General features: G+C 36.3%; 22 protein-coding genes and 3 tRNA genes. 12 read left to right on the top strand and 13 right to left on the bottom strand.

Features of this window, described 5'->3' with window-relative positions; all coding sequences use genetic code 11:
* Positions 1 to 38: 38 nt before the first annotated feature.
* The 8 genes from ybeY to J3U42_RS10675 form a co-directional block, all read right to left on the bottom strand.
* Positions 39 to 503, bottom strand: a complete 465-nt coding sequence (gene ybeY / locus J3U42_RS10640; protein WP_267329275.1) for an rRNA maturation RNase YbeY — start codon at positions 501 to 503, stop codon at positions 39 to 41.
* Between the two features lie 10 nt (positions 504 to 513).
* A complete protein-coding gene (gene rlmH / locus J3U42_RS10645; RefSeq protein ID WP_220219147.1) occupies positions 514 to 984 on the bottom strand; it encodes a 23S rRNA (pseudouridine(1915)-N(3))-methyltransferase RlmH in 471 nt (156 codons plus the stop codon).
* Positions 985 to 988: 4 nt separating this feature from the next.
* Positions 989 to 1,303 carry a ribosome silencing factor gene (gene rsfS / locus J3U42_RS10650; RefSeq protein WP_324099755.1) on the bottom strand — a complete coding sequence of 105 codons (315 nt, stop codon included), beginning with the start codon at positions 1,301 to 1,303 and terminating at the stop codon, positions 989 to 991.
* A gap of 149 nt (positions 1,304 to 1,452) precedes the next feature.
* Entirely contained in the window at positions 1,453 to 3,084 is a 1,632-nt protein-coding gene (gene cydC / locus J3U42_RS10655; RefSeq protein ID WP_267336436.1) for a heme ABC transporter ATP-binding protein/permease CydC, read from the bottom strand.
* Positions 3,081 to 4,793, bottom strand: a complete 1,713-nt coding sequence (cydD, locus tag J3U42_RS10660) for a heme ABC transporter permease/ATP-binding protein CydD (RefSeq protein WP_267336437.1) — start codon at positions 4,791 to 4,793, stop codon at positions 3,081 to 3,083. Before cydD ends, cydC begins: the two co-directional genes overlap by 4 nt.
* A gap of 12 nt (positions 4,794 to 4,805) precedes the next feature.
* Positions 4,806 to 5,759: a thioredoxin-disulfide reductase gene (gene trxB, locus J3U42_RS10665; RefSeq protein WP_220219150.1), complete on the bottom strand. Its 954-nt coding sequence runs from the start codon at positions 5,757 to 5,759 to the stop codon at positions 4,806 to 4,808.
* Between the two features lie 488 nt (positions 5,760 to 6,247).
* Positions 6,248 to 6,904 (bottom strand): NAD(P)H-dependent oxidoreductase, encoded by a 657-nt coding sequence (locus J3U42_RS10670; protein WP_267329278.1) that lies wholly within the window; start codon positions 6,902 to 6,904, stop codon positions 6,248 to 6,250.
* Complete coding sequence (locus J3U42_RS10675) at positions 6,879 to 8,177, bottom strand: AmpG family muropeptide MFS transporter (RefSeq protein WP_267336438.1); 1,299 nt, start codon at positions 8,175 to 8,177, stop codon at positions 6,879 to 6,881. Before J3U42_RS10675 ends, J3U42_RS10670 begins: the two co-directional genes overlap by 26 nt.
* A gap of 272 nt (positions 8,178 to 8,449) precedes the next feature.
* On the opposite strand from J3U42_RS10675, the gene J3U42_RS10680 reads away from it, so the two are divergent.
* Together J3U42_RS10680 and mltB are read left to right on the top strand one after the other, a co-directional pair.
* Positions 8,450 to 9,439 carry a 2-hydroxyacid dehydrogenase gene (locus J3U42_RS10680; protein WP_220219620.1) on the top strand — a complete coding sequence of 330 codons (990 nt, stop codon included), beginning with the start codon at positions 8,450 to 8,452 and terminating at the stop codon, positions 9,437 to 9,439.
* 56 nt (positions 9,440 to 9,495) lie between these two features.
* On the top strand, positions 9,496 to 10,569 hold the full coding sequence (mltB, locus tag J3U42_RS10685) for a lytic murein transglycosylase B (RefSeq protein ID WP_267329280.1): 1,074 nt from the start codon (positions 9,496 to 9,498) through the stop codon (positions 10,567 to 10,569).
* A 93-nt stretch (positions 10,570 to 10,662) separates the two neighbouring features.
* On the opposite strand, the gene J3U42_RS10690 is transcribed toward mltB, so the two are convergent.
* Positions 10,663 to 11,469 carry a sulfite exporter TauE/SafE family protein gene (locus tag J3U42_RS10690; RefSeq protein ID WP_267329281.1) on the bottom strand — a complete coding sequence of 269 codons (807 nt, stop codon included), beginning with the start codon at positions 11,467 to 11,469 and terminating at the stop codon, positions 10,663 to 10,665.
* Between the two features lie 278 nt (positions 11,470 to 11,747).
* Between J3U42_RS10690 and J3U42_RS10695 the strand changes: the two genes are divergently transcribed.
* The 3 genes from J3U42_RS10695 to J3U42_RS10705 all read left to right on the top strand — a co-directional run bounded on the left by J3U42_RS10695 (position 11,748) and on the right by J3U42_RS10705 (position 14,342).
* Positions 11,748 to 12,167: an OsmC family protein gene (locus J3U42_RS10695; RefSeq protein ID WP_267336439.1), complete on the top strand. Its 420-nt coding sequence runs from the start codon at positions 11,748 to 11,750 to the stop codon at positions 12,165 to 12,167.
* Positions 12,168 to 12,280: 113 nt separating this feature from the next.
* The gene (locus J3U42_RS10700; protein WP_220219156.1) at positions 12,281 to 13,621 is read left to right on the top strand and encodes an APC family permease; all 1,341 of its coding nucleotides are present in this window, start codon (positions 12,281 to 12,283) and stop codon (positions 13,619 to 13,621) included.
* Between the two features lie 94 nt (positions 13,622 to 13,715).
* Positions 13,716 to 14,342 carry a LysE/ArgO family amino acid transporter gene (locus J3U42_RS10705; protein ID WP_220219157.1) on the top strand — a complete coding sequence of 209 codons (627 nt, stop codon included), beginning with the start codon at positions 13,716 to 13,718 and terminating at the stop codon, positions 14,340 to 14,342.
* A gap of 219 nt (positions 14,343 to 14,561) precedes the next feature.
* Here J3U42_RS10705 and J3U42_RS10710 read toward each other — a convergent pair.
* From J3U42_RS10710 to J3U42_RS10720, 3 genes are all read right to left on the bottom strand, one after another.
* Positions 14,562 to 14,637 (bottom strand) — tRNA-Lys (locus tag J3U42_RS10710).
* A 22-nt stretch (positions 14,638 to 14,659) separates the two neighbouring features.
* Positions 14,660 to 14,735: transfer RNA gene (locus J3U42_RS10715), tRNA-Val, on the bottom strand.
* Positions 14,736 to 14,768: 33 nt separating this feature from the next.
* Positions 14,769 to 14,844: transfer RNA gene (locus J3U42_RS10720), tRNA-Val, on the bottom strand.
* Between the two features lie 202 nt (positions 14,845 to 15,046).
* Between J3U42_RS10720 and J3U42_RS10725 the strand changes: the two genes are divergently transcribed.
* The 6 genes from J3U42_RS10725 to tusA all read left to right on the top strand — a co-directional run bounded on the left by J3U42_RS10725 (position 15,047) and on the right by tusA (position 19,333).
* Positions 15,047 to 15,994, top strand: coding sequence for a PilN domain-containing protein (locus J3U42_RS10725; RefSeq protein WP_267336440.1), 948 nt, complete (start codon positions 15,047 to 15,049; stop codon positions 15,992 to 15,994).
* On the top strand, positions 15,984 to 16,457 hold the full coding sequence (locus tag J3U42_RS10730; protein WP_267336441.1) for a hypothetical protein: 474 nt from the start codon (positions 15,984 to 15,986) through the stop codon (positions 16,455 to 16,457). Before J3U42_RS10725 ends, J3U42_RS10730 begins: the two co-directional genes overlap by 11 nt.
* Positions 16,454 to 16,822: a hypothetical protein gene (locus J3U42_RS10735; RefSeq protein WP_267336442.1), complete on the top strand. Its 369-nt coding sequence runs from the start codon at positions 16,454 to 16,456 to the stop codon at positions 16,820 to 16,822. The genes J3U42_RS10730 and J3U42_RS10735 overlap by 4 nt, the downstream gene beginning before the upstream one ends.
* Positions 16,823 to 16,854: 32 nt before the next feature.
* Positions 16,855 to 18,147 (top strand): secretin N-terminal domain-containing protein, encoded by a 1,293-nt coding sequence (locus J3U42_RS10740; RefSeq protein WP_267336443.1) that lies wholly within the window; start codon positions 16,855 to 16,857, stop codon positions 18,145 to 18,147.
* Between the two features lie 125 nt (positions 18,148 to 18,272).
* Positions 18,273 to 19,079: a Cof-type HAD-IIB family hydrolase gene (locus J3U42_RS10745; protein WP_220219162.1), complete on the top strand. Its 807-nt coding sequence runs from the start codon at positions 18,273 to 18,275 to the stop codon at positions 19,077 to 19,079.
* Positions 19,080 to 19,099: 20 nt separating this feature from the next.
* Positions 19,100 to 19,333 carry a sulfurtransferase TusA gene (gene tusA, locus J3U42_RS10750; protein WP_416380459.1) on the top strand — a complete coding sequence of 78 codons (234 nt, stop codon included), beginning with the start codon at positions 19,100 to 19,102 and terminating at the stop codon, positions 19,331 to 19,333.
* A gap of 33 nt (positions 19,334 to 19,366) precedes the next feature.
* Here the strand turns inward: tusA and J3U42_RS10755 are convergent, their stop codons facing one another.
* On the bottom strand, positions 19,367 to 19,771 hold the full coding sequence (locus J3U42_RS10755; RefSeq protein WP_267336444.1) for a protein YgfX: 405 nt from the start codon (positions 19,769 to 19,771) through the stop codon (positions 19,367 to 19,369).
* A gap of 370 nt (positions 19,772 to 20,141) precedes the next feature.
* Between J3U42_RS10755 and J3U42_RS10760 the strand changes: the two genes are divergently transcribed.
* Positions 20,142 to 22,679 carry a penicillin-binding protein 1A gene (locus J3U42_RS10760; RefSeq protein ID WP_220219164.1) on the top strand — a complete coding sequence of 846 codons (2,538 nt, stop codon included), beginning with the start codon at positions 20,142 to 20,144 and terminating at the stop codon, positions 22,677 to 22,679.
* The last annotated feature ends 8 nt before the right edge of the window (positions 22,680 to 22,687 follow it).

Below are 22,687 nucleotides of genomic sequence, written 5' to 3' on the forward strand. Positions count from 1 at the left end.
TTCTATTTAGTTGATAGAAGTAATATTAAAAATTTTATTTAGTCAATTGGTTGATAAGGGTTATCAAATCCTAATTGATTCATAATATCAATTTCGATATTTTCCATTTCTTCAGCTTCTTCGTCAAGGATATGATCATAGCCTAATAAATGCAAACAGCCATGAACGATCATATGTGCCCAATGTGAAGATAATGATTTGTGTTGTTCTTTCGCTTCGGCTTCAACCACTTGTTTACAAATAACTAAATCGCCCAGCAAAGGTATATCAATTTCAATCGGTGACTCGAAAGGGAAAGACAGCACATTAGTTGGTTTGTCTTTATGACGATAAGTATTGTTTAATTGCTGACTTTCTTGCTCATCAACGATACGAATGGTAATTTCAGCATTTTCCATAAATTGTGGCAAAATGACTTCCAACCACTGCATAATCTGCTGCTCGGTGGGTAAATTTTCATTATGCTCGGTGGCAATTTGCAAATCTAAAATAACTGCGCTCATTTTATTGCTCTTATTCCCGATGATAAGGATGATTAGTGGTTAAACTCCATGCTCGATACAAGCTTTCAGCAACAATCACCCGCACCAAAGGATGTGGTAAAGTAAGTGGTGAGAGTGACCAACTTTGTTCAGCTGCAGCTTTACATGCAGGTGATAGACCTTCAGGGCCACCAATTAATAAACTAACATCTCGACCGTCTGTTTTCCAGCGCTCCAACTGCTCAGCTAAATTGTGGGTGGTATAAGGTTTACCCGGAATGTCCAAAGTCACAATACGGTTACTTTTGCCGCATGCGCTTAACATAAGCTCGCCTTCTTTGTCTAATATACGGGCGATATCAGCATTTTTAGTACGTTTGCCGGCTGGTATTTCAATAAGCTCTAATGGCATATCTTTAGGAAATCGAGAACGATAATCATCAAAGGCGGTAATGACCCAACTCGGCATTTTATTGCCAACAGCAATAAGCTGTATTTTCACGCCATTAACTCCAAAGTTTTTCGAGTTCGTAAAGTTGGCGGCTCTGTTCTTGCATGATATGTACAATAACTGAGTCCATATCAACCACGACCCAATCGGCATCGTTTTGGCCTTCACTACCTAATACAAGGTGCCCGTGTTTCTTCGCTTCGTCAAGTAAATGACCGGCGATTGATGCTACATGACGATTAGATGTGCCAGTACAAATAATCATATAATCAGTAATACTTGATTTACCACGTACATCAAGAGTTACGATATCTTGACCTTTTAGATCATCAATTTTATCTATAATAAAATCTTGTAACGATTGTTGCAAAATAAACTCTCTATTCGAATAAATAAAGCGCTAGTATAGCATATTTTTAAAAATAGCGAGCAGATCAGCCTAAGCAATCATTTTTTGACAAGAAGTTTCAGATTTACTATACGTTAAAGTATAAAACCGCTGTTTTGCATTTTATTCCATTAGAGCGAAATGACTCGATCAAATAACGGATTATCAGTCAAACGATGCGTGACCATTAGCAATGTTTTATCATGGCAAACCTGTTTAATTAATTGAATAATTTGTTGTTCAGTGTGCTGATCCAAACTTTCTGTCGGTTCATCCATTAATATTAATGGTGAATTATGCAGTAGTGCTCTGGCAATACCGATGCGGCGAATTTCGCCCCCCGATAGCGAGCGCCCACCCTGTCCAAGGGGTAAATCTAAACCATGCTCAGTAGTAAGAAGCTTATCGAGCTCAACTTGCTGTAAGACTTCTATTAACTGCTGATCAGAAGCTGAGCTGTTACCAATTAATAAATTTTGACGTAAACTATCGCTAAAAATCGTGATAATTTGCGGAACAACTGCAATGGCCTGTCTAAGCGTTGGCTCATCGAGCTCATCAATTGCGACATCGTTGATGTAGATCTGCCCGGCATCGGGTTGCCAACTGCGGGTAACTAAATTTAACAAAGTCGATTTTCCGCAGCCTGTTTTGCCTATTAAGCCAACATGTTCACCGGCATTGACGGTTAATGAAAAATTGCTCAATACGGCAAATGGTTGATTAGGGTAACTGAAACTGATGTTATCAAATTGCACTTTAGCAGTGCTTAAATCCAGTGATTGCCCATGCGGGATAAATTCAATTTCCGGTTTTTGGTTAAATATTGCTGTTGTACGTTTCGCAGAAGTTAATACTTGCCCTAAGAAAATAAAGGCAGTTGGGATTGGAGCTAAAATTTCCGAGCTGGCAAGGCAGACAAACACAAATAGCGCAACTATAGGTGATAGGGTATATTGAGTAATTAACCACAGTACGAGCAGTGTTAAAATTCCGGTAATAAGTAGGACTAATGCGCTTGATAATGCCATTAATGCTGACTGTTTTTGCTGGTTATTTAGCCAGCTTGATTCTAATTGATCTAATTTAGTCCGGTATCGAGGCTGAGCGTTAAATAGTGTCAACTCAGCTTGTCCTTGTAAATAATTGATCAGCAATAAGCGATATTCACTTTGTTGCTTAGCAAGTGTTTCACCTAATTGCTTACCTGCATAATAAAAAACCACCGGCACGACCAGTAAAGTAAGTGTCAGCACAATGGTAATAATTAATGCAACAGGTAGATTAATCTGACTAAGTGCAATAAACATCACGCCAATAGTGATTAGAGCAGTGATAATCGGTGAGAAAAGTTTTAAATATAAGTGATCAAGCGCATCGATATCGACAATAAAGCGATTGAGTAAATCGGCACGTTGGTACTGAGATAATTGGTTTGCACTAAGAGGTAAAATCTTTTGAAAAGCTAGCGTTCTTAAATAGGACAAAATTTGAAAAGTCGTATTATGATCAACTAACCGCTCCATATAACGTGAAGCTGTACGAGTGATTGCAGCGCCACGTACCCCAGCAGCCGGTAGCATATAGTTAAAAGTATAGAGTCCAGCGACCCCAACAAAAGCCGTAGAGGCTAAAAACCAGCCAGATAACGAAAGTAAAAATACGCTGGCAAAAAGGGTAAGTATCGACAACGACAAACCGAGTAAAATTTGCCAAAAATAGTGTTTATAAAGTGCAATATAGGGGCGTAATGTTGCTATCATAAACTCTCCTTGATATGACAATGTAAAAGCCCTTTAGAAAGTTGCCAAATTGAATCATACGAATGCAAATCCTCATTTTGGTGAGTAATTGTTATACTGTTTGTTGCAATATTATGATGTTCTAAATTTTGCACCGTTTGTTTATCTAAACTGGCGGTCGGCTCATCAAGAATAAGTAATTGACATGGTTTTAGCATCGCTCTTGCCAGTGCGATACGTTGTGCTTGCCCTACCGATAAACGAATGGCATCTTCGCCCACTTGAGTATCTAATCCATTGGGTAATTTAGCGATAACTTCCGCTAATTGAGCTTGTGAAATGACAGATGCCAGCTGCTGATCGGTGGCATTTGGATTACCAAGTAAAATATTTTCACGTATTGAGCCGTTAATTAAATAAGGATTTTGACCAATCCAACTTATCTGCTTTTGCCAACTTGACAATGTTAACTGATTAAACTCAATTCCATTAATTTTTAATGAGCCTTGATAGGGTAAAAATCCTAATAACACCTGCATCAACGACGTTTTACCTTCACCGCTGGTACCGATTAAAGCCAATTTAAACGGCGCTTTAAGCGTAAAAGATAATGGACCAACAATCGGCTTATTCTCACTTGATAACACAATTAAGTTATCTGCTTCAATGGTTTGTAGCGAATCATTAAAATCAATTGTTGCTGTAGCATTATCAAATTGCTGTTTAGTTGATTTTTGCGTTAAAAAAGTTTCAATATTGTCTGCTGCGGCAATCGCCTCAGCTTTTGCGTGATAATAGGTACCAAGATCGCGTAATGGTTGAAAAAACTCAGGTGCTAAAATTAAGGCAAAAAAACCGGCAAAGAGGGTTACGCTGCCACTATATGAGCCAAAATCGAACTCGCCTAAATAGGAAAAACCAAAATAAACTGCCACAACAGCTATTGAGATAGAGGCAAAAAACTCTAGAACGGCTGAAGATAAGAATGCCATTTTAAGCACTTGCATGGTTTTAACTCGAAAATCTTCTGACGCTTTTTTAATTTCGTTCGCCTGTTTTTCACCTTGATTGAATAATCGGATAGTGCTTAAACCTTTTAACCGGTCTAAAAAATGTCCGCTTAAATAGGCTAATGCTTTGAAGTGCCGGCGATTAATATCGGCAGCGCCCATACCAACCAAAATCATAAAGATTGGGATAAGTGGGGCAGTGCAAAATAAAATAGCCGCAGCAGCCCAATTAAAAGGTAAAATTGCGATACAAATTATGATAGGCGCCATACTGGCTAATCGCATTTGTGGTAAATAACGCGCAAAGAAATCTTGCAGATTATCAACTTGTTCAATAACTAAAGTACTTAAGGCACCAGTGGTACTTTGATTTAAATAAGCTGGACCCAGTGCTTCAAATTGATTAATTAAATCCTGCCGAATTTGATTACGCACTTTTCTGCCCAAAGCAAAATTAATTTTTTCCCGAAAATAGATCAATATTGCTCGCGCTAATAGGATGACAATTAATAGCAAGAAGTAGATTAAAACTTCTGAGAAATTGACTTGTTCAATGATTATTTTTTGTAAAATAGTGGCAAGCAATGCAGCTTGAGCAATCATGAAAAGAGTCAAGATAAAGCCGGTTAAAATCGAGGCACGCAGATTTGATTGGTATTTTTTTGCGTGTTGTTTCAACCAGCCAAGTAAGTAAGTTTGACGTTTTTTATCTAATGACATGGACTGTTTTATTTACTTAATATTATCCAAATAAAGTTCAGCATCTAAGGCGGCCATGCAGCCTGTTCCTGCCGAAGTAATCGCTTGACGATAGATATTATCCATTACATCGCCAGCGGCAAAAATTCCTTCTATACTTGTTTGGGTTGCATTACCATGTGTGCCCGACTTAACTTTAATGTAGCCATCTTTCAATTCAAGTTGACCTTCGAAAATATCGGTATTGGGTTTATGCCCAATTGCAATAAATAGACCTAATACCGCTAACTCTTCGGTTAAGTTAGGATCTTGCGTGCTTCGCAGTCTTACACCCGTTACGCCCATATTATCACCAAGTACTTCATCAACAATTTGATGAGTATGTAAAATAACTTTGCCTTCTTTGACCTTTTCAGCCAATCGATCCATTAGGATTTTTTCAGCTCTAAAGCTACCACGGCGGTGAATTAAATGGACTTCGCTGGCGATATTTGCCAAATATAGTGTTTCTTCAACGGCTGTATTACCACCACCAACAACAGCGACTTTTTGATTTCGATAAAAAAATCCGTCACAAGTTGCACAGGCTGAAACGCCTTTACTTTTAAACGCTTCTTCTGAGGGTAAGCCAAGGTATTGTGCTGATGCACCAGTTGCAATAATAAGTGCATCGCAACTGTATTGGGTTTCACTGCCGAAAAGTTTGAAAGGTTTGCGACTAAAATCAACCCGATCTATATGGTCTAAAATAATTTCAGTATTAAATCTTTCTGCATGCTCTTTCATTTTTACCATTAATTCCGGGCCGGTTAATTCAGGAGCGCCTGCTGGCCAGTTTTCGATTTCTGTCGTGGTGGTAAGTTGACCGCCTTGTTGCGTACCGGTTATGAGTACTGGCGATAAATTAGCGCGTGCGGCATAGACAGCAGCTGTATAACCGGCAGGGCCAGAACCAAGTATTAATAAACGTGCATGTTTAGTTTTCATTATGTTAATTCCTTCCTTTCAAACATTCCGGCATTATTAAGCAAAATTGAAACGATTAGTGGTTGATAAGTCTAACATTATCAAGCTCTTTCGTGCAAAAAAAATGATTATTGCAGCAATAGGCTAGGGCAATAGTAATTGATTAACAACATAAATTTGATTTATTTTTTAGATTTAAGATTCATCTCTACTTTTCCAAACATAAAGTTTTACTAACCCGTCTATTTGGCTCTTCGGCTGTAATTAAAGGAAGTGATATAGGCTTAAAAACAAAAGTCATATTTACAATCCAAAACAACTTATGCCAGAGCCATTATTGTTTTGACATTATTAACCATTTTCGCCAGAAAATTGAAATATTATGTTGAGCTATAGATTTTTAGCGTATGTATGAATTGGTCATTAATAACTTAAAATTGAAATCGGTTATTGGACATTGATGAGTCTTTCCGAGTCGCCTTGCGACGACCGGGAAAGTCACCTATCAATTATTCAGATAAGTGGGTTGTGATTTCAGAAAGAGACCAACGCACGTGCTCGGTTGGCTCATTGATACGATAACCAAAAGCCAAACAAAGCCCAATACCAAAGGTTTCAGCGCTAAATTTAGGCATATATTTTTCTAATATTTGAACAATACCGTCATATTGGAATCCACCGATTGTGCAAGAATCGATTTCTCGATAGGCCGCTGCTGTTAACATATTAGCGCAAGCGATATAATCTTGCATTTCACAAGCATGATCAATCGTTAAGCCATTGGCTAATCCATGATTATAAAAATTTATAATTGATTGGCAGGTGTTATCAATCGCTGTTTGATCATCACTATCGGGTAGTGTGCGTGCAACTGTTCGGCGAAAGTACTCGCTTTGTAGCGTGAAATTATTTGCTTTACGATAAAGCACGATAACAAAATGTGAGCAACTTGTGACTTGCTCCTGATTATAACACACCGTGCGCAACTCTTTTTTTATTTTGTCATTGTCGATAATAACAAAGTGCCAAGGCTCAAGCCCAAATGCTGAAGGAGATTGTCGCCCGGCTTCTAAGATATATTCAATGTCTTCACGGCTTATTTTTTTAGTCGTATCAAACTTTTTACATGCGTGTCTAAAATTAAATGCTTGAGTTAATTTGTCCATTATTATTCTCCTGAGATTTTGTATTCCATGGGGCAACTTTAAATAATAATAACATACCGGGTATAGCTAAAATTGCACATAAAATAAAAAATGTCGTCCATCCTAAATAGGCGACCATAAATCCGGTGGTTGAGTTAATTAATGTTCTGGGGACTGATGCAATACTGGAAAATAAAGCATATTGGGTTGCTGTATAAAGAGGATTTGTCGTTTTGGCGATAAATGCAACAAATGCTGCTGAGCCTAAACCTACTCCTAATGCCTCAAACCCTATAACTAAAGCTAATGAAATTTTTTGTTCTAAATTTATGACTGTATATGGCCCTTCAATAGATAGCCAAATAAAACCAAAAATAGAAACAACTTGAACTACGCCAAAACACCAGAGCGCACGGTTAATGCCAATTTTAATCATCAGTATACCACCGATTAAGGCGCCAAATACACTTGGCCATAACGATGAATTTTTGGCAATCAAGCCTAGGTCTAAACGGCTAAAGCCCATTTTTAAATAAAAAGGTGTTGCCAACGAAGTAGCCATACTATCCCCTAATTTATAGAGAAAAATGAAGGCTAAAATTAACATGGCCGATTTTAAACCATTACGGGTAATAAATTCGCTAAATGGTTTGGTAATAATATCTTCAATACTTTGATTTTTCGGTGCTTGATTAGGGGGCTCTTTAACCATTAAAGTCATGATAATAGCCGGAAGCATAAAAAGTGCAGTGATAATAAATACACTATTCCATGGCAAATAATTGGATAATATCAGCGATAATGTACCCGGTACTAAGCCTGCAATACGATAAGCATTGGTATGGATACTATTGCCAAGACCCAATTCATTATCCAGCAATAACTCTCGCCTAAATGCATCAAGTGCGATATCTTGTGTCGCTGAAAAAAGGGCTATAATAAAACTGATAAGAGCGATTAACCAGATATTTAATGAGGGCGATAAAAAACCTAATATCGCAATAAAGGCTAGTAATGTCATCTGGGACGCTAACATCCAACCTCGTCGCCGACCTAAGCCAAAAAGTGAGATTCTGTCCATAAATGGAGCCCAAACAAACTTAAAGATATAAGGAATTTGGGTCAATGAAAAAACGCCGATTGTTTGTATATTAATCCCTTCACTTTCCAGCCATGCCGGTAAGAGTTGTAATAATATATAAAAAGGAAGCCCTGAAGCAAAACCAGTAAAAATACAGATCAGCATTTTAGTGGTAAAAACAGTTTTTAAAATGGAATGTTGCGTATCATTCATTATTTAACTTTATTGGTTAGTTTTTAGCAAAGTGCTATGATAACACAGTAATAAAAAAAATAATTGCTAAAGCCGGCATAAAGCGTTATTACTGTAAAGAATCAATTAAAAACTAGTTTTGCCAATCTGTAACCAATTTTTCAATACCTATTCAAATTTTATGTTTGTCAAGAAGTTTCAGAAAATGTATACGTTTCAGTATAAAAATGGAAAATCAAACTAGTCAACATTAACCGTTACGCTATAAGAGAGGCAGTAAAATGAAACAAACAATAAGAGTTGCTGTATTTAGCAGTAAACATTACGACAAAGAATACTTAGAAATTGCGAATAAAAAATTTAAATTCGATCTTGAGTTTTATGAGCACAAATTAAGTCATAAAACAGCAGTGACTGCGCAAGATTACGATGCGGTGTGTGTGTTTGTAAATGATGAAGTAAATAAACAAGTATTACAAAAATTAGCCCATTATGGCGTTAAAATTTTAGCATTACGTTGTGCGGGTTTTGATAATGTTGATTTAGCTGAAGCCAAAAAATTGGGCATTACCGTTGTTCGCGTGCCAGCTTATTCACCAGAAGCTGTTGCTGAACATGCGGTTGCTTTAATGATGACCCTGAACCGTCGTACACACAAAGCTTATCAACGTACTCGTGATGCTAACTTCTCATTAGACGGGTTAACCGGATTTAATATGCATAATCGCACTGCCGGCGTAATTGGCACCGGTAAAATTGGTTTAGCGGTCATTCGGATTTTAAAAGGTTTCGGCATGCACATATTAGCGCACGACCCCTATCCTAATGATGCAGCAGTTCAACTCGGTGCAAAGTATGTCGAATTAGATGAATTATATGCAAATTCTGATGTGATTACCTTACATTGCCCGATGTCACCAGAAAATTATCATTTATTAAATAAAGAATCTTTCAACAAAATGAAAAATGGCGTGATGATTATCAACACCAGCCGTGGTGGTTTACTTGATTCAACTGCGGCAATTGATGCTTTAAAACAGACCAAAATCGGTGCGCTAGGTATGGATGTTTACGAAAATGAGCGAGACCTCTTTTTTGAAGATAAATCCAATGATGTCATTTTAGATGATGTATTCCGCCGTTTATCAGCCTGTCATAATGTTATTTTTACTGGTCATCAAGCTTTCTTAACTCAAGAAGCCTTATTGAATATTTCAGAGACAACGTTAACCAATATTGAACAAGTATCGGAAGGAAAATCTTGTCCGAATATTGTTGAATAACAAGTAATAATTTATGATATTGTCGATTTCTTCATTAATTTAATTTTGGATAATTTATGCAACGTCTCATTATTAGTGTAGTTATGATTTTATCGCTTGCTGCTTGTAGTAGCCAGAAAACACAAACGTCACCAATGGTTGCGCACCGCGGGCATTCAAATGTCTCCGGTGGTGTCTATTTAGAAAAAGATCATAATCGGCCTGAACCGAAAAACGCTCAATTAGCGACAGATAAAGAAAAATTTATCGATAAAATGGTGAAAAAACATGGTTTCGATCGCCAACAATTACGTGATGTGCTGGCGCAAGCCAATAAGCTTGATTGGGTGATTAATTTAATGGATAAACAAGCACCAAAATCGGGGCCAGTAACGGGACCAAATGGTGCATGGATTCGTTACCAAAATAAATTTATTACCCCAAGTAATCTACCTAAAGGTGTAGATTTTTGGAATAAATACAATAAAGAGTTGCAACAAGCATATAAACAATATGGTGTACCGCCAGAAATTATTGTTGGTATTATCGGTGTTGAAACCGGTTGGGGTAGAGTAATGGGTAAAACGAGAATCATCGACGCCTTATCTACATTGGCATTTTACTACCCAAGACGTGCTCAATACTTTTCTAACGAACTGGAAGATTATCTAATTATGTGTCGGGATGAAGGAGTGGATCCTTTCGATTTAAGTGGCTCATTTGCTGGTGCAATGGGGTATGGTCAGTTCATGCCGTCAGCATTTAGAAATCATGCGGTTGATTTCAATAACGACGGTCATATTGATTTATGGGATCCGGTAGATGCAATTGGAAGTGTTGCCAACTATTTTAAAGCACACGGCTGGCAAAAAGATAAAAAAGTGGCGGTAAAAGCTGATGGTCAAGCTCCTTCTTTAGAAACAGGCTTTAGTACTAAATATTCAGTAGAGAAACTCAATAAAGCAGGGCTGAAAGCGCAAAGTTCAATCGATGGGCATAAAGAAGTGAGCTTATTAAGCCTTGATATGGGTGATCGTTATCAATATTGGTATGGTTTACCGAATTTTTATGTGATAACCCGTTATAATCACAGCACGCATTATGCAATGGCAGTATGGCATTTAGGTTTAGCTGTTAAAGATGCTAGATAGCAATTGCTAGTAAGCACTATTGAACTTAAAAAGGTCGCATTGCGACCTTTTTTGCTTTAAATTCGTTTCGTTTTATCAAACAATTATGCTTTTTTAAGATAACAATAATTTAACTGCAATTAACAGCAAAAATACCCCAAAAAACTTAATTAGCTTATCGATTGATAATTTTTCCCCAAGTTGCACCCCCACTTTGGCCATGGGTATACTTGCCAACATAATAGCAATAACAGCCGGCAAATAGACAAAACCAAGACTGTAAGGCGGTAAATCAGCAATATTCCAGCCCGCAATGATATAGCCAATTGTCCCGCCAATTGCTACAGGTAGTGTAAAGGCTGCTGAGGTGCCGATTGCTTTACGCATATTAACGCCACATTTTTTCAAAAAGGGCACAACTAAAATTCCACCACCAATGCCGACCAGCGCAGCAAAAATACCGATAAGCGCACCAACAATAACATAAATATGATTACCCAATAAAGCCACTTCATTAGTCTGATTGTTAGCAACATTGCGAGTTTTAAAAATAAATTTTAAACCTATATAAGTTAGAAAAATAACAAATATCATTCTTAGCCACATTCCGGGAATGTAAGGCGTCAAATATGAACCGCCAATCGTTCCGATAATGCAACCTAACACCATTTTCTTTAAAATTGACCATTCAATATTATGATTTTTATTATGCAACCAACTGGAAGACAAACTCGTGCCGATAATTGTCGCTAACGATGATGCCACAGCGATATGGCTCGTCCAATGCCCACCAATATCGAAATAATCAAGGGAGAAAATAAGAGCCGGAACAATTAATGCGCCTCCACCAATACCAAGCATACCCGCTAATAGCCCGGCTACTGCGCCGATAAAAATTAAGATCAAAAATTCAAGAATCATAATAAAGCCTTTGAATAATGCCTATTAATTGCTGTTTAAGTTTTTAATCATTATGAAAAACAATAGATAAAACAACTGAGTATTTATTGTGAGCATTGAATGAATTATCCTATATTAATTGCATTTATTACTTTTTTTCAATTAATACTTTTATAAATATAACAGCAGTAAGCTAACTTAATGGCAACATCATCAGTAAATCAGTGACATAATTAATAAAATAAATTATGTTAGTACTTAAACTTTAACCATTAACTTGATATAGAAGGAATAAAAAAGTGAAAGATCGTTTGAAATGGATTGATGACTTTGGTTTTATTGGTGAAACAGCAAGTGGTCATGCTTTAGTCATGGATGGTGGCATTGAGCATGGTGGACGAAATCGAGGCGCACGCCCCATGGAGCTACTTCTACATGGCGCTGCTGGCTGTATGTCTTATGATATTCTCGCTATTTTGAAAACTGCCAAACAAGATGTTTCTGATTTTTGGATTGATATCGAAAAAGTACAAGCACAGACTCATCCTAAAGTTTATACTGAAATTCGTTTTCATATTGTTATAAGCGGAAAAAATATTACAAACGAGTCTGTTGAAAAAGCTTTAAAGCTTGCCTCAGAAAAATATTGTAGTGCATCAATTATGCTGGGAAAAACAGCAAAAATGGTTTATAGCTATGAAATTAGAGCGTCATGTTAAGAACCATGCTTAAATCAAATGGTTATATATTTATAACAAGTTGATATTAGTCATTATTTTAATAATCATTTAACATTTTGATCACTTCAATTGATCTATATATGGAAATGATTATGCAACAGTTAAATAAAACCATGCGATTTAGAGATCTGGTGATCTTGGGATTGCTCTTTATTGGACCTGCTGCGCCAGTTGGTTTGTATGGTATTTTAGATGCGTCGACAGATGGTGCTGTTGTCTTAGTATACATAGTGGCAACACTTGTTATGGCATTAACGGCATGTTCATATGCGAGAATGGTTAAGGCATTACCTCATGCTGGTGCTGTTTATGCCTATTGCTCAGCCGGCATTCATCCTAATGCGGGATTTTTGGTTGGCTGGTTGTTGTTACTCGATTACATGTTTATTCCTGCGGTAGCTTATCTCTTTAGCGGTATCTCGCTCAATGCGCTAATTCCTGAAATTCCTGTATGGATCTGGACTTTTTTGGCTGTGGTTGTCACCACTTGTTTAAACCTTATTGGTTTTAAAAAATCGGCAAAAATCACCTTAATTATATTAATACTTGAAATCACGGTACTGGCTTGTGTGCTCATTGCCGGTATCTGGATACTGGCAACCACGGGAATTAAACGAGATTGGCTACAACCATTAATTGGCGGCGACCTATTTACTTGGAGAAACCTATTTTCTGGTGTTTCAGTGGCAGTTTTATCTTTCTTAGGCTTTGATGCGATTGCTGCTTTTGCCGAAGAGAACAGTGGTAAACCGAGTTTAGTAAGTAAAGCGATTATCTGCTGTCTAATTTTAGCCGGTGGCTTGTTTGTCTTACAAATTTATATCGGCGCGCTACTCAGCCCTTATACGCCGGAATATTTAAATAATCATCCAGAATTACAAGGAAAGGCATACTACACTATCGTCAACGATGAGATTAGTATTTACCTTGGCTGGGCTTTAGGGTTAATGAAAGCAATTGGCGCTTCTTTCGCTGCTATGGTTGGGCAAGCTGCTGCTAGTCGTTTATTATTTAGTATGGGCAGAGATAAACGCTTACCTTCAATATTATCTAAAGTAGGAAAGAAAACGGGCGTGCCAACAATCGCTATTGTTTTTGCTGCCACTTTTAATTTATGCATAGCTGCCATTGCAGCAAATAGTGTTCGAGGACTCCCTACGTTAGTTTCTTTTGTCGATATAGGGGCATTGACGGCATTTATCATGTTACATGTCTCAGTGATAGGCTATTTTAAATTCGTTAAAGGTCATAATGGTGTGGCTTCTTTGATTTTCGATATTATTTTACCTGTTATTGGTATTTTAGTTTTATTACCGGTACTACTAAATATTGATAACGATGCAAAAATCGTCGGCTTACTATGGCTTATTGTTGGTGGTGTCATGTTATTATTTAATCGTCATCAACGCTTCTTGACTGATTGGAAAAAGTAACGCATTTTGATCATTGAAATTGTCGTTGAGTCACCTTTTTAAGCTGGTAATAATATGCTAATATTTTTCAATTTATTTAGGGTGTTATAAAAACATGATTTCAGAGATAATGCGAGGCGCATTAATTTCAGCTAGCTTGATTATCGCAATTGGTGCGCAAAATTTATTTGTACTAAAACAAGGTTTATTAAAAAATCATATCTTTTTTGTGTCAGCAATCTGCTTTATTTGTGATTTTACCTTAATGTCAATTGGGATTTTAGGTGTGGGCTCATTTATCAGTGCCAATCCATTAATCACCAATATACTTGCTATATTAGGCGCAATATTTTTAATCTGGTACGGATATAATGCTTTTAAAAGTGCCTTAAAAGGGACAAGCAGCATGCAAGTTGAATCGCAAGATAATAAAAATAATAGCCTAATGAAAGTTGTGCTTGCGACATTAGCTGTGACGTTACTAAACCCACATGTCTATTTAGATACGGTTGTTATTGTTGGTGGCATTGCCGGCACATTAAGTAGCGAACAAAAAATGGCATTTTTGATTGGTGCGGTTTGTGTTTCGTTTCTTTGGTTTTTTGGAATTGGTTATGGTGCCAGACTTTTAACCCCATTATTTAAACAAAAAAGAATGTGGGTGATATTAGATTGTATCGTTGGTTTAGTAATGTTTTATATTGCTTATCGATTAATCATGTATGTCTTTTTAGGAAGTTAACGCATACTTAAATATTTACTGTGGTAGATGATGATTATCCAGCCATAGTAATCCTGTTTTTACAAGCTATTCTCTCTTGCCTTCCTGTTTTACCTTAATCGCTTTTTGTTGCTAGAATTTTTTATCTCATCACTTTATGTTATATGAGACGTAAAGGTATCGTAGTATTTGTTTAAGGCAATGTTTTTCAAGTTGGTTGCAAAAATAAGGAGAAGAAAATGGTGGGTCGTGAGCGATTCGAACGCTCGACAAACGGATTAAAAGTCCGCTGCTCTACCGACTGAGCTAACAACCCATATAGAAAAAGTAAACAAAAGTGGTGGGTGATACCGGGTTCGAACCAGTGACCCCCTCCTTGTAAGGGAGGTGCTCTCCCAACTGAGCTAATCACCCCATGTTTTATTTCTAAAACGTCACGGTAAAGATTGGTGGGTGATACCGGGTTCGAACCAGTGACCCCCTCCTTGTAAGGGAGGTGCTCTCCCAACTGAGCTAATCACCCTTACCGTGTGGATGTGCATTATAAGGCACGTCTTATTTCAGTCAACCTTTTTTTTTATATTTCTACGAAATTAGCCCCGTTCGGTGTAATTTTAAACATTTTTTGGATGTTAGTTCCCAAAAATGCCTTTTTTAAGCTTTTATTTTGCTAAATAGCATTAGCATTAAAAAAATATCATTAGCTCAAAAAAAGACAGTCGATCATGATTTTTAATAAAAGCCGTATTGTTATCAATATTGAACCTAACATTTTGCGTTATAAATTTGTTAAGCCTAAAACTCATTTAAACGTAAGCGATCATCAAGGGCAGGGGGAGTATTATTACCAATCGCTAGATGAGATTGAACAATTTGTCGCAAAATTACAAAACCAATACCCTAAACAGAGTAAATATGCACTAAATCTTAGTGAAAGCTATGTACAGTCACAAACATTGACACTACCCGATGTTAAACTCAGCTCAAATGAACTGGCTTTATATATTGAAGCTTCAATGTATAAGTTGTTTGGGCGCTCAGCAAAAGAGCTCTTTTTTGATTATGTTTATTTTAGGCGCCCCAAAAATAGCGTTCAAGTAACAGTCTGTGAACGTAGTGATGTTAATTATTGGATTGATTTGTTCGACAAAAATGAATTGAATCTGGTTTTTATCGGCTATGTTAATGACAATATTCGCTTCAATTTTTTACCATGGCGTCAAACTAAGTTAAGCCGGCACAAATTCCAGCTAACCATGATGACGGTTTGCCTCATTGGCGTGCTTATCTGTCAATTTATCTATTGGTGGATAAACGCGCAAACTCAACTGAATGATTACGAAGCTAAGCTGTCAAAGCAGCAACTTGTCAAGCAACAGTATTTGGCAGAATTGTCAACTTACATACCCAATCCTTCACCAAGTCAACGGCAAATTAAACAGTCGTTATTGACACTTTCCGAAAAGCTACCTGACATGGTTTGGTTGAATTCATATCAATATGTCCCTCAAAATGTTGCCATAACAGGGCATAGCTTAAGTTATATTGAAATTATCCATTTTAATCAGGTGTTATTGCAGTTAGAAAATATAAGTAAAAGCCAAATAATAACTTTAACCAATCATGAAGATATGCTTTCATTTGAAATGGATATTAAACTAAATGATGAGTGATTTTTTAAGTCGACCTATCTGGCAGCAGTATTTAATCATCATTATGTTGTCAGTAACAGTGGTGTTAATAGGATATTTTTTATTTATTCAAGACATTAAGCAACAGATTGAACAACAAGCCAATTTATACCACGAAAAGAAAGCCGAAATAGAATTATTAGAATCGAAATTACGGCGTTATCAAGCCAGCAAAGAGAGTTTATTAAGTTTTATTTCAGAAAATGAATTAGCACTCGCTTTCGAGTCTAACCGATTAAAATTAATTTCCTTTAAACGTTATCAAGCTGAATCGACGGTTAACTGGGACATACAATTACATGGTCAATTTGCTGACTTTATCAGCTTAATTTCATCATTTGATGATAATTACTTCTATTTAGATTTTCAGAATCTGAAAATTACCAATCAAGAAACTTATTTACAAATAACATTTACTTTATCATTTAAAGAGGAATTAGAGTGAAGAATAACGCATTTAAAATAGTATTGTTTCTATTTATAAATAGCTATGCAACCTTAGTCATTGCAGTTTTACGTGATCCCTTTCATCAATCCGATCGATTAACCTGTCAAGCGCAAACTCAAATGCTAATTAGTCAAATACAAGATTGGCAGTTTATTGGTATGGTCCAGCAATCAAATAATCAATATCGACAGATCTGGTTAACTAAAGACAACCAGTGGCTAGCTATAACTGACAATCTGATCCCCAATGAACTTTTTCCATGGTCAATTGAATCTTTGCAACATAATAAGATTTTTTGGCAAGCTCAGCTAGCTCATTATTGTCCCGATAAGGTGACATGGATCATGCCGATTCATAAATAATGTTTTATTTATCAGCTAAAAGGTTTATAGAAATGGTTAATTTCAGGTCAATATTGAAAAGTGTTATCTCAAAATTCTTTATGATTTCACTTTTTTTCTTATTTAGCATACCGCTTAGTTCAGCACAAACCGAGCTTCCCCTTGATGAGCAACAAAACAACTTCATTTCAATCAACTTTTATCAAACTGATGTTGCAATTATCTTGCAAGCTTTGGCTGACAATAAACAGTTGAATTTAGTGTTGGATGATGATGTATCAATTAAACAAACAATCAAACTACAAAATATTGATTGGCAAAGAGCGTTAGATATTGTTTTACATTCGGCTAAGTTACAAGCTCAAATAGAAGACAATATTTTATTTGTATCAAAAGCGGTTGACCCTCAGATTTTGTTAGAAAGAGAACAACAAGAGCTGAAAGAACAACAGTTAAAACAACCATTAGAGATAATGTCTATCGCCGTTAATCATGCGCAACCAATGACTTTAATTGAAGCAATAGAACAGCAAGAATTATTGTCACCACGAGGCAAAGCCGTTATTGATAAAAGAACAAATTCACTGATTATTACTGATATAACTGAACGTTTTGAAGGTATAAAAAAATTGGTAAAAGCGTTTGATAAACCCATTTCTCAAGTTCATATATCAGCGCATATTGTGACAATGAGTGAAGAGAGCATGAATGAATTAGGAATTAAATGGGGATATTCGGGTGGATCTTCGCTGGGTTTAAATAAGTTTGATGTCGGGATTGATGTAGCAAGTGCAACTTCTACCGTGGGATTTAATTTAGCTAAACTTTCAGGCGGTTTACTCAACTTAGAGCTATCTGCCTTAGAGGCTGAAAATCAGCTAGAAATTATTGCTAGCCCAAACTTACTCACAGCTAATCAAAATACAGCATCCATTAAACAAGGAACGGATATTCCTTATGAAGTATCAAGTGGTAGTAATGGGGCAACATCAATTGAATTTAAACAAGCGGTTTTAGGTTTAGAAGTAACACCGAAAATTATTGCCGATGATAAAATGATTTTAGATCTTTTCATTACCCAAAATACAGCAGGGCAATCGATAAAAAGGCGAGATGGTGGCGAAGCATTAGCAATTGAAACGCAAGAAATCAAAACTCAAGTAATGGTAAAAAGTGGTGAAACAGTTGTGTTAGGCGGAATTTTTCAGCAGATTAATAACAGTCATACCCGTAAGGTGCCTGGAGTAAGTAAACTGCCTATAATTGGTAATTTATTCAATAATAAAAGTAAAAAGCAGCAAAAAAGAGAATTAGTTATCTTTATAACACCACAATTAGTTGAGTAAATCTCAGCAGAGTTGTATCATAATCAATCTCATTTTTACCGTTTTACTTTGATTTACTTTTATATTGCTTCAAAGTACAGTTTTATCGGTAGGATTTCAATTGATTACCAAAGTAGAGAAATATTATGTTTCGTGTTGTAGCTTCTGATTTAGATGGCACATTATTAACTCCTGAGCATAGCTTATCACCTTATACGAAAAAGATTCTTCAAGCATTACGCAATAAGGATATTCATTTTGTTTTTGCAACAGGCCGGCATCATATTGATGTTGCTCAAATGCGAGAAAATATGGAAATTGATGCCTTTATGATAACTTCTAATGGTGCCAGAGTTCATGATAGTGCAGGTAATTTAATCGTCAGCCATAGTATTGAGCCAAGTATCGCAAGTGAACTTGCTAAAGAGTGTGTTGATGATCCATTAGTTTACACACATATTTATCATGGAGACAATTGGTTGATCAATAAGGAAGATGAGTTTTCATTGAGTTTTCATAGAGATACTCATTTTACTTATCAGTTTTTTAATCCACATGATTTTGATACCAATGATATTGCGAAAATTTATTTTACCACTACTGATGATGCTTTATATCCTCACTTAGTGAAGTTAAAAAATCGAATAGAGCAAAAATTTGGTAATAAAGTAAGTACCGCATTTTCTACACTCAACTGCCTTGAAGTTATGGCTGAAAATGTTTCTAAAGGTAGTGCATTAAAACAAGTTGTTGAAAAATTAGGTTTTACCCTTAATGATAGCATTGCATTTGGTGACGGTATGAATGACTATGAAATGTTAAAAATGGCCGGTAAGGGGTGTATTATGAAAGACGGTAGTTCAGAGTTAAAATCATTATTACCAACTCATGAAGTTATTGGCTCAAATGCTGATGATGCTGTGCCACATTACTTGGAAAAGCTATTTTTATAAATAATTAAGCAAAGTTATAAATGATGAAATTTGATAAAGAGCTTAATACATTGGGCTTACGTTGCCCCGAACCAATCATGTTGGTCCGCAAAACAATTAGAGAGCTTGCTGTTGGGCAAGTTCTCTATGTTATTGCGGATGATTTAGCAACGACTCGTGATATTCCTAGTTTTTGTCGACATATGGATCATGAGTTAATCAATTCACAAATCGAAACAAAACCTTTCCAATTTTGGATAAAAAAATCACAATAGTTGTTATCAATTAAAAATTGAAACGCTATCTGTTTAACTTAAATCAATGATATTTAAATGGTAATGCAATGTTCGCCAATCATTAGGCATTAAGTTATCAATCATTAAAAAAAGCGTATGCCTTTTACCGTCATGGCGGGATTTTAAATTTAAAATGATCACATAACGAAACAGTAGGGGCTTACGCATTATATGCCAGCGTTGATTATGCCAGTAAATTTGGTGTATATAATCAAAAAGTGCTAATTCTCCTTTGATCGTCCTAAAGTAACAAATACTACGCCACCATTGAGTAATTAATAGAAGTACAATGACAAACGTATAGGCATTAAGAGCGGTATTTGCAAATATTATTAAACTAGCGCAGGTTAATAAACAATAAAATGCAGTACTCATATATATCTGTAAGTAAGAGATATTAAGTTGTGTGCTCCACATAATCGAAATTCAAAAGACTAATAAAATGGAATGATGTCAGATAATTTTTAGAAATTTTTTAATATCAATAAATATTGTGAGATAATACACAGAAACGAGTTATTTTTTTACTTGATAATATTTAAGCGCTACCAAAGCAGAACTGCTTTAATTGTGTAAAGCAAGTAACCTGTTTACCGACGTTACCTTTATAACCTCAATGTCTTGAACAGGTGTAAATATTTGTCATGATTAAAATAATAATTACTCGTTTTTATTTTGCGTCTTTTATCATAACTAGTATATACTCGTCGTTTAAAAATATATAAAGCAATATAAAATAGATACTTGTACTATTTTTGAAATAAAATCAATTGGATAGGAATATTTTGTGATATTACTTAAAATCTTGAAATTTTTTCTGAAAATTTTCTTCGCGCTATTTATTTGTGGCTTAATAATAGGCATAGCTGGGTATGCTTATTATTCCAAAGATTTACCGGATGTAGCTACCTTAAAAGACGTAAAATTACAAACTCCAATGCAAGTGTTAAGTAAAGACGGAGAATTAATTGCTATTTTTGGTGAACGTCGCCGAACGCCTTTACAGTATAACCAAATTCCTCCACAAGTTGTAAATGCGGTTATTGCAACTGAGGATGCACGTTTTAACGAGCATTTCGGTATCGATCCTATTGGTATTATGCGAGCTATGTACATTGGGGTAACCCAACATGGCTTTTCACAAGGTGGGAGTACGATAACCCAACAAGTTGCGAAAAATTTCTTCCTAACGCCTGAAAAAAGTATTGCCCGTAAAGTTAAAGAAATGATTTTAGCTATACGTATGGAAAAAGAATTATCCAAAGAAGAGATCATGACGTTGTATTTAAACATGATTAATTTTGGATCTCGAGCATATGGTGTTGGGGCAGCGTCTTATACATTTTTTGGTAAAACACCTGATCAGCTTACTGTTGATGAAGCAGCGTTGCTTGCAGGGCTACCTAATGCACCATCTGCTTTCAATCCAATTGCGCACCCAGAACGTGCCTTAACAAGACGTAATTGGGTATTAGGGCGAATGTTAGATCAATCTTACATTACTCAAGCTGAATATGATGAAGCAATTAAAAAACCTTTAAACGTTAGTTATCATGAACCTCAAATTGAATTTTCCGCTCCTTATGTCGCTGAAATGGCAAGACAATTTATGTATGACAAATTTGGGGAGAATGCTTATACAGATGGTTATAAAGTTTATACAACGATATCCAAAACCGACCAAGTAGCAGCTAACGAAGCTGTACAAAAACATATCGTTGATTACGATATTCGACACGGTTATCGTGGGCCGGAAAAAGAGTTATGGCAAAAAAATGAAACGCCATGGAATGCTGAGCAAATTCAAGCTATTTTAAACAAATACCCTTGTCATGTTGGTATGTGTCCAGCAGTTGTCACCGAATCTAATGATACACAAGCAACGGCAGTTTTGACGGATAAAAGTAATATCACCATTAACTTTCAAGGAATGAAGTGGGCACGACGTTTTATTAGTGATACACGACAAGGCGCATCACCTAAAAAAGTCACTGATGTGTTAAAAGCAGGCCAACTTATTTGGGTTAAAAAAAATAACGATATCTGGGAACTGGCGCAAATACCAGCGGTTAATGCGGCATTGGTTTCATTAGATTCTGATAATGGTGCAATTAAAGCGATTGTTGGTGGGTATGATTTTAATCTCAGTAAATTCAATCGTGCTACACAAGCTCTTCGTCAGTTAGGTTCTAACATTAAACCTTTCATCTATACTTCAGCGTTAGAACAAGGCTTAACAATGGCAACATTGCTTAATGATGCGCCAATTGTTAGAACAACCGGAAGTGTAACTTGGCGCCCTAAAAATTCACCACCAACTTATGCCGGTCCACTGCGTATGCGAATTGGTTTAGGCATGTCTAAAAATGTAATGATGGTTAGAGCATTACGAGCAGTTGGACTTAATTATGCGGCAACTTATTTAGAGCGTTTTGGATTTCCTAAAGAAAATATTTCATACAATGAATCGTTAGCTTTAGGTTCAGCATCCTTTACGCCATTACAAGTTGCTAGGGCATATTCGGTCATTGTTAATGGTGGTTACTTAATCAAACCATATTTAATTGAACGAATAGAATACGACGATCGTAATGACGTGATTTATCAGCATCAACCACTCATTGCTTGTCATGATTGTGATAATGATGATATCGCAATTGGAACCATGCCTGTATCGTTAGATAATGTTGAAAATGAATCAAATGAATCTGGCAACGAGGAACCTGAACAAGCGAACCTTAATCCAGAAGATAATCTTATTTTACCTGATATTAATGGTGAAAACTCAACAAATGTTACACCAAAATATGCACCGCACACTGTTAACAGTGGAATAGCCTTTATTATGAAAGATGGCCTGCGCTCAATTGTATTTGGTGGCTCAGATTGGAATGGCACAGCTTGGCGGGTAAAAGCATTAGGTAGAAAAGATGTCGGTGGTAAAACCGGTACAACAAATGCTTCAAAAGACGTTTGGTTTTCTGGATTCGGTGGTAACATTGTGACAACTGTTTGGATGGGCTTTGATGATCATCGCCGCGAACTAGGGCGCACATATCGTGCTGAAGCCGGTGCTGTGACTGCTAATCCGGTATGGGTTGATTATATGAAAGTTGCGCTACAAGATGTTCCAGTTGTGCAAGATAAGCAACCTGCTAATGTTGTTAGCGTCACTATTGATCAACGAACAGGATTATTACCACAATCTGGTTCCAAAACGATGTCTGAGTACTTTATAAAAGGTACTGAGCCAACTACTTATGCAACACAAGAAGTGGGTACCAGTGTCACTGATTCACAAGGCGGTACAACGGAACTATTCTAATCAAGGGT

This window comes from Gilliamella sp. B2923, assembly GCF_026536565.1.
Taxonomy (GTDB): domain Bacteria; phylum Pseudomonadota; class Gammaproteobacteria; order Enterobacterales; family Orbaceae; genus Gilliamella.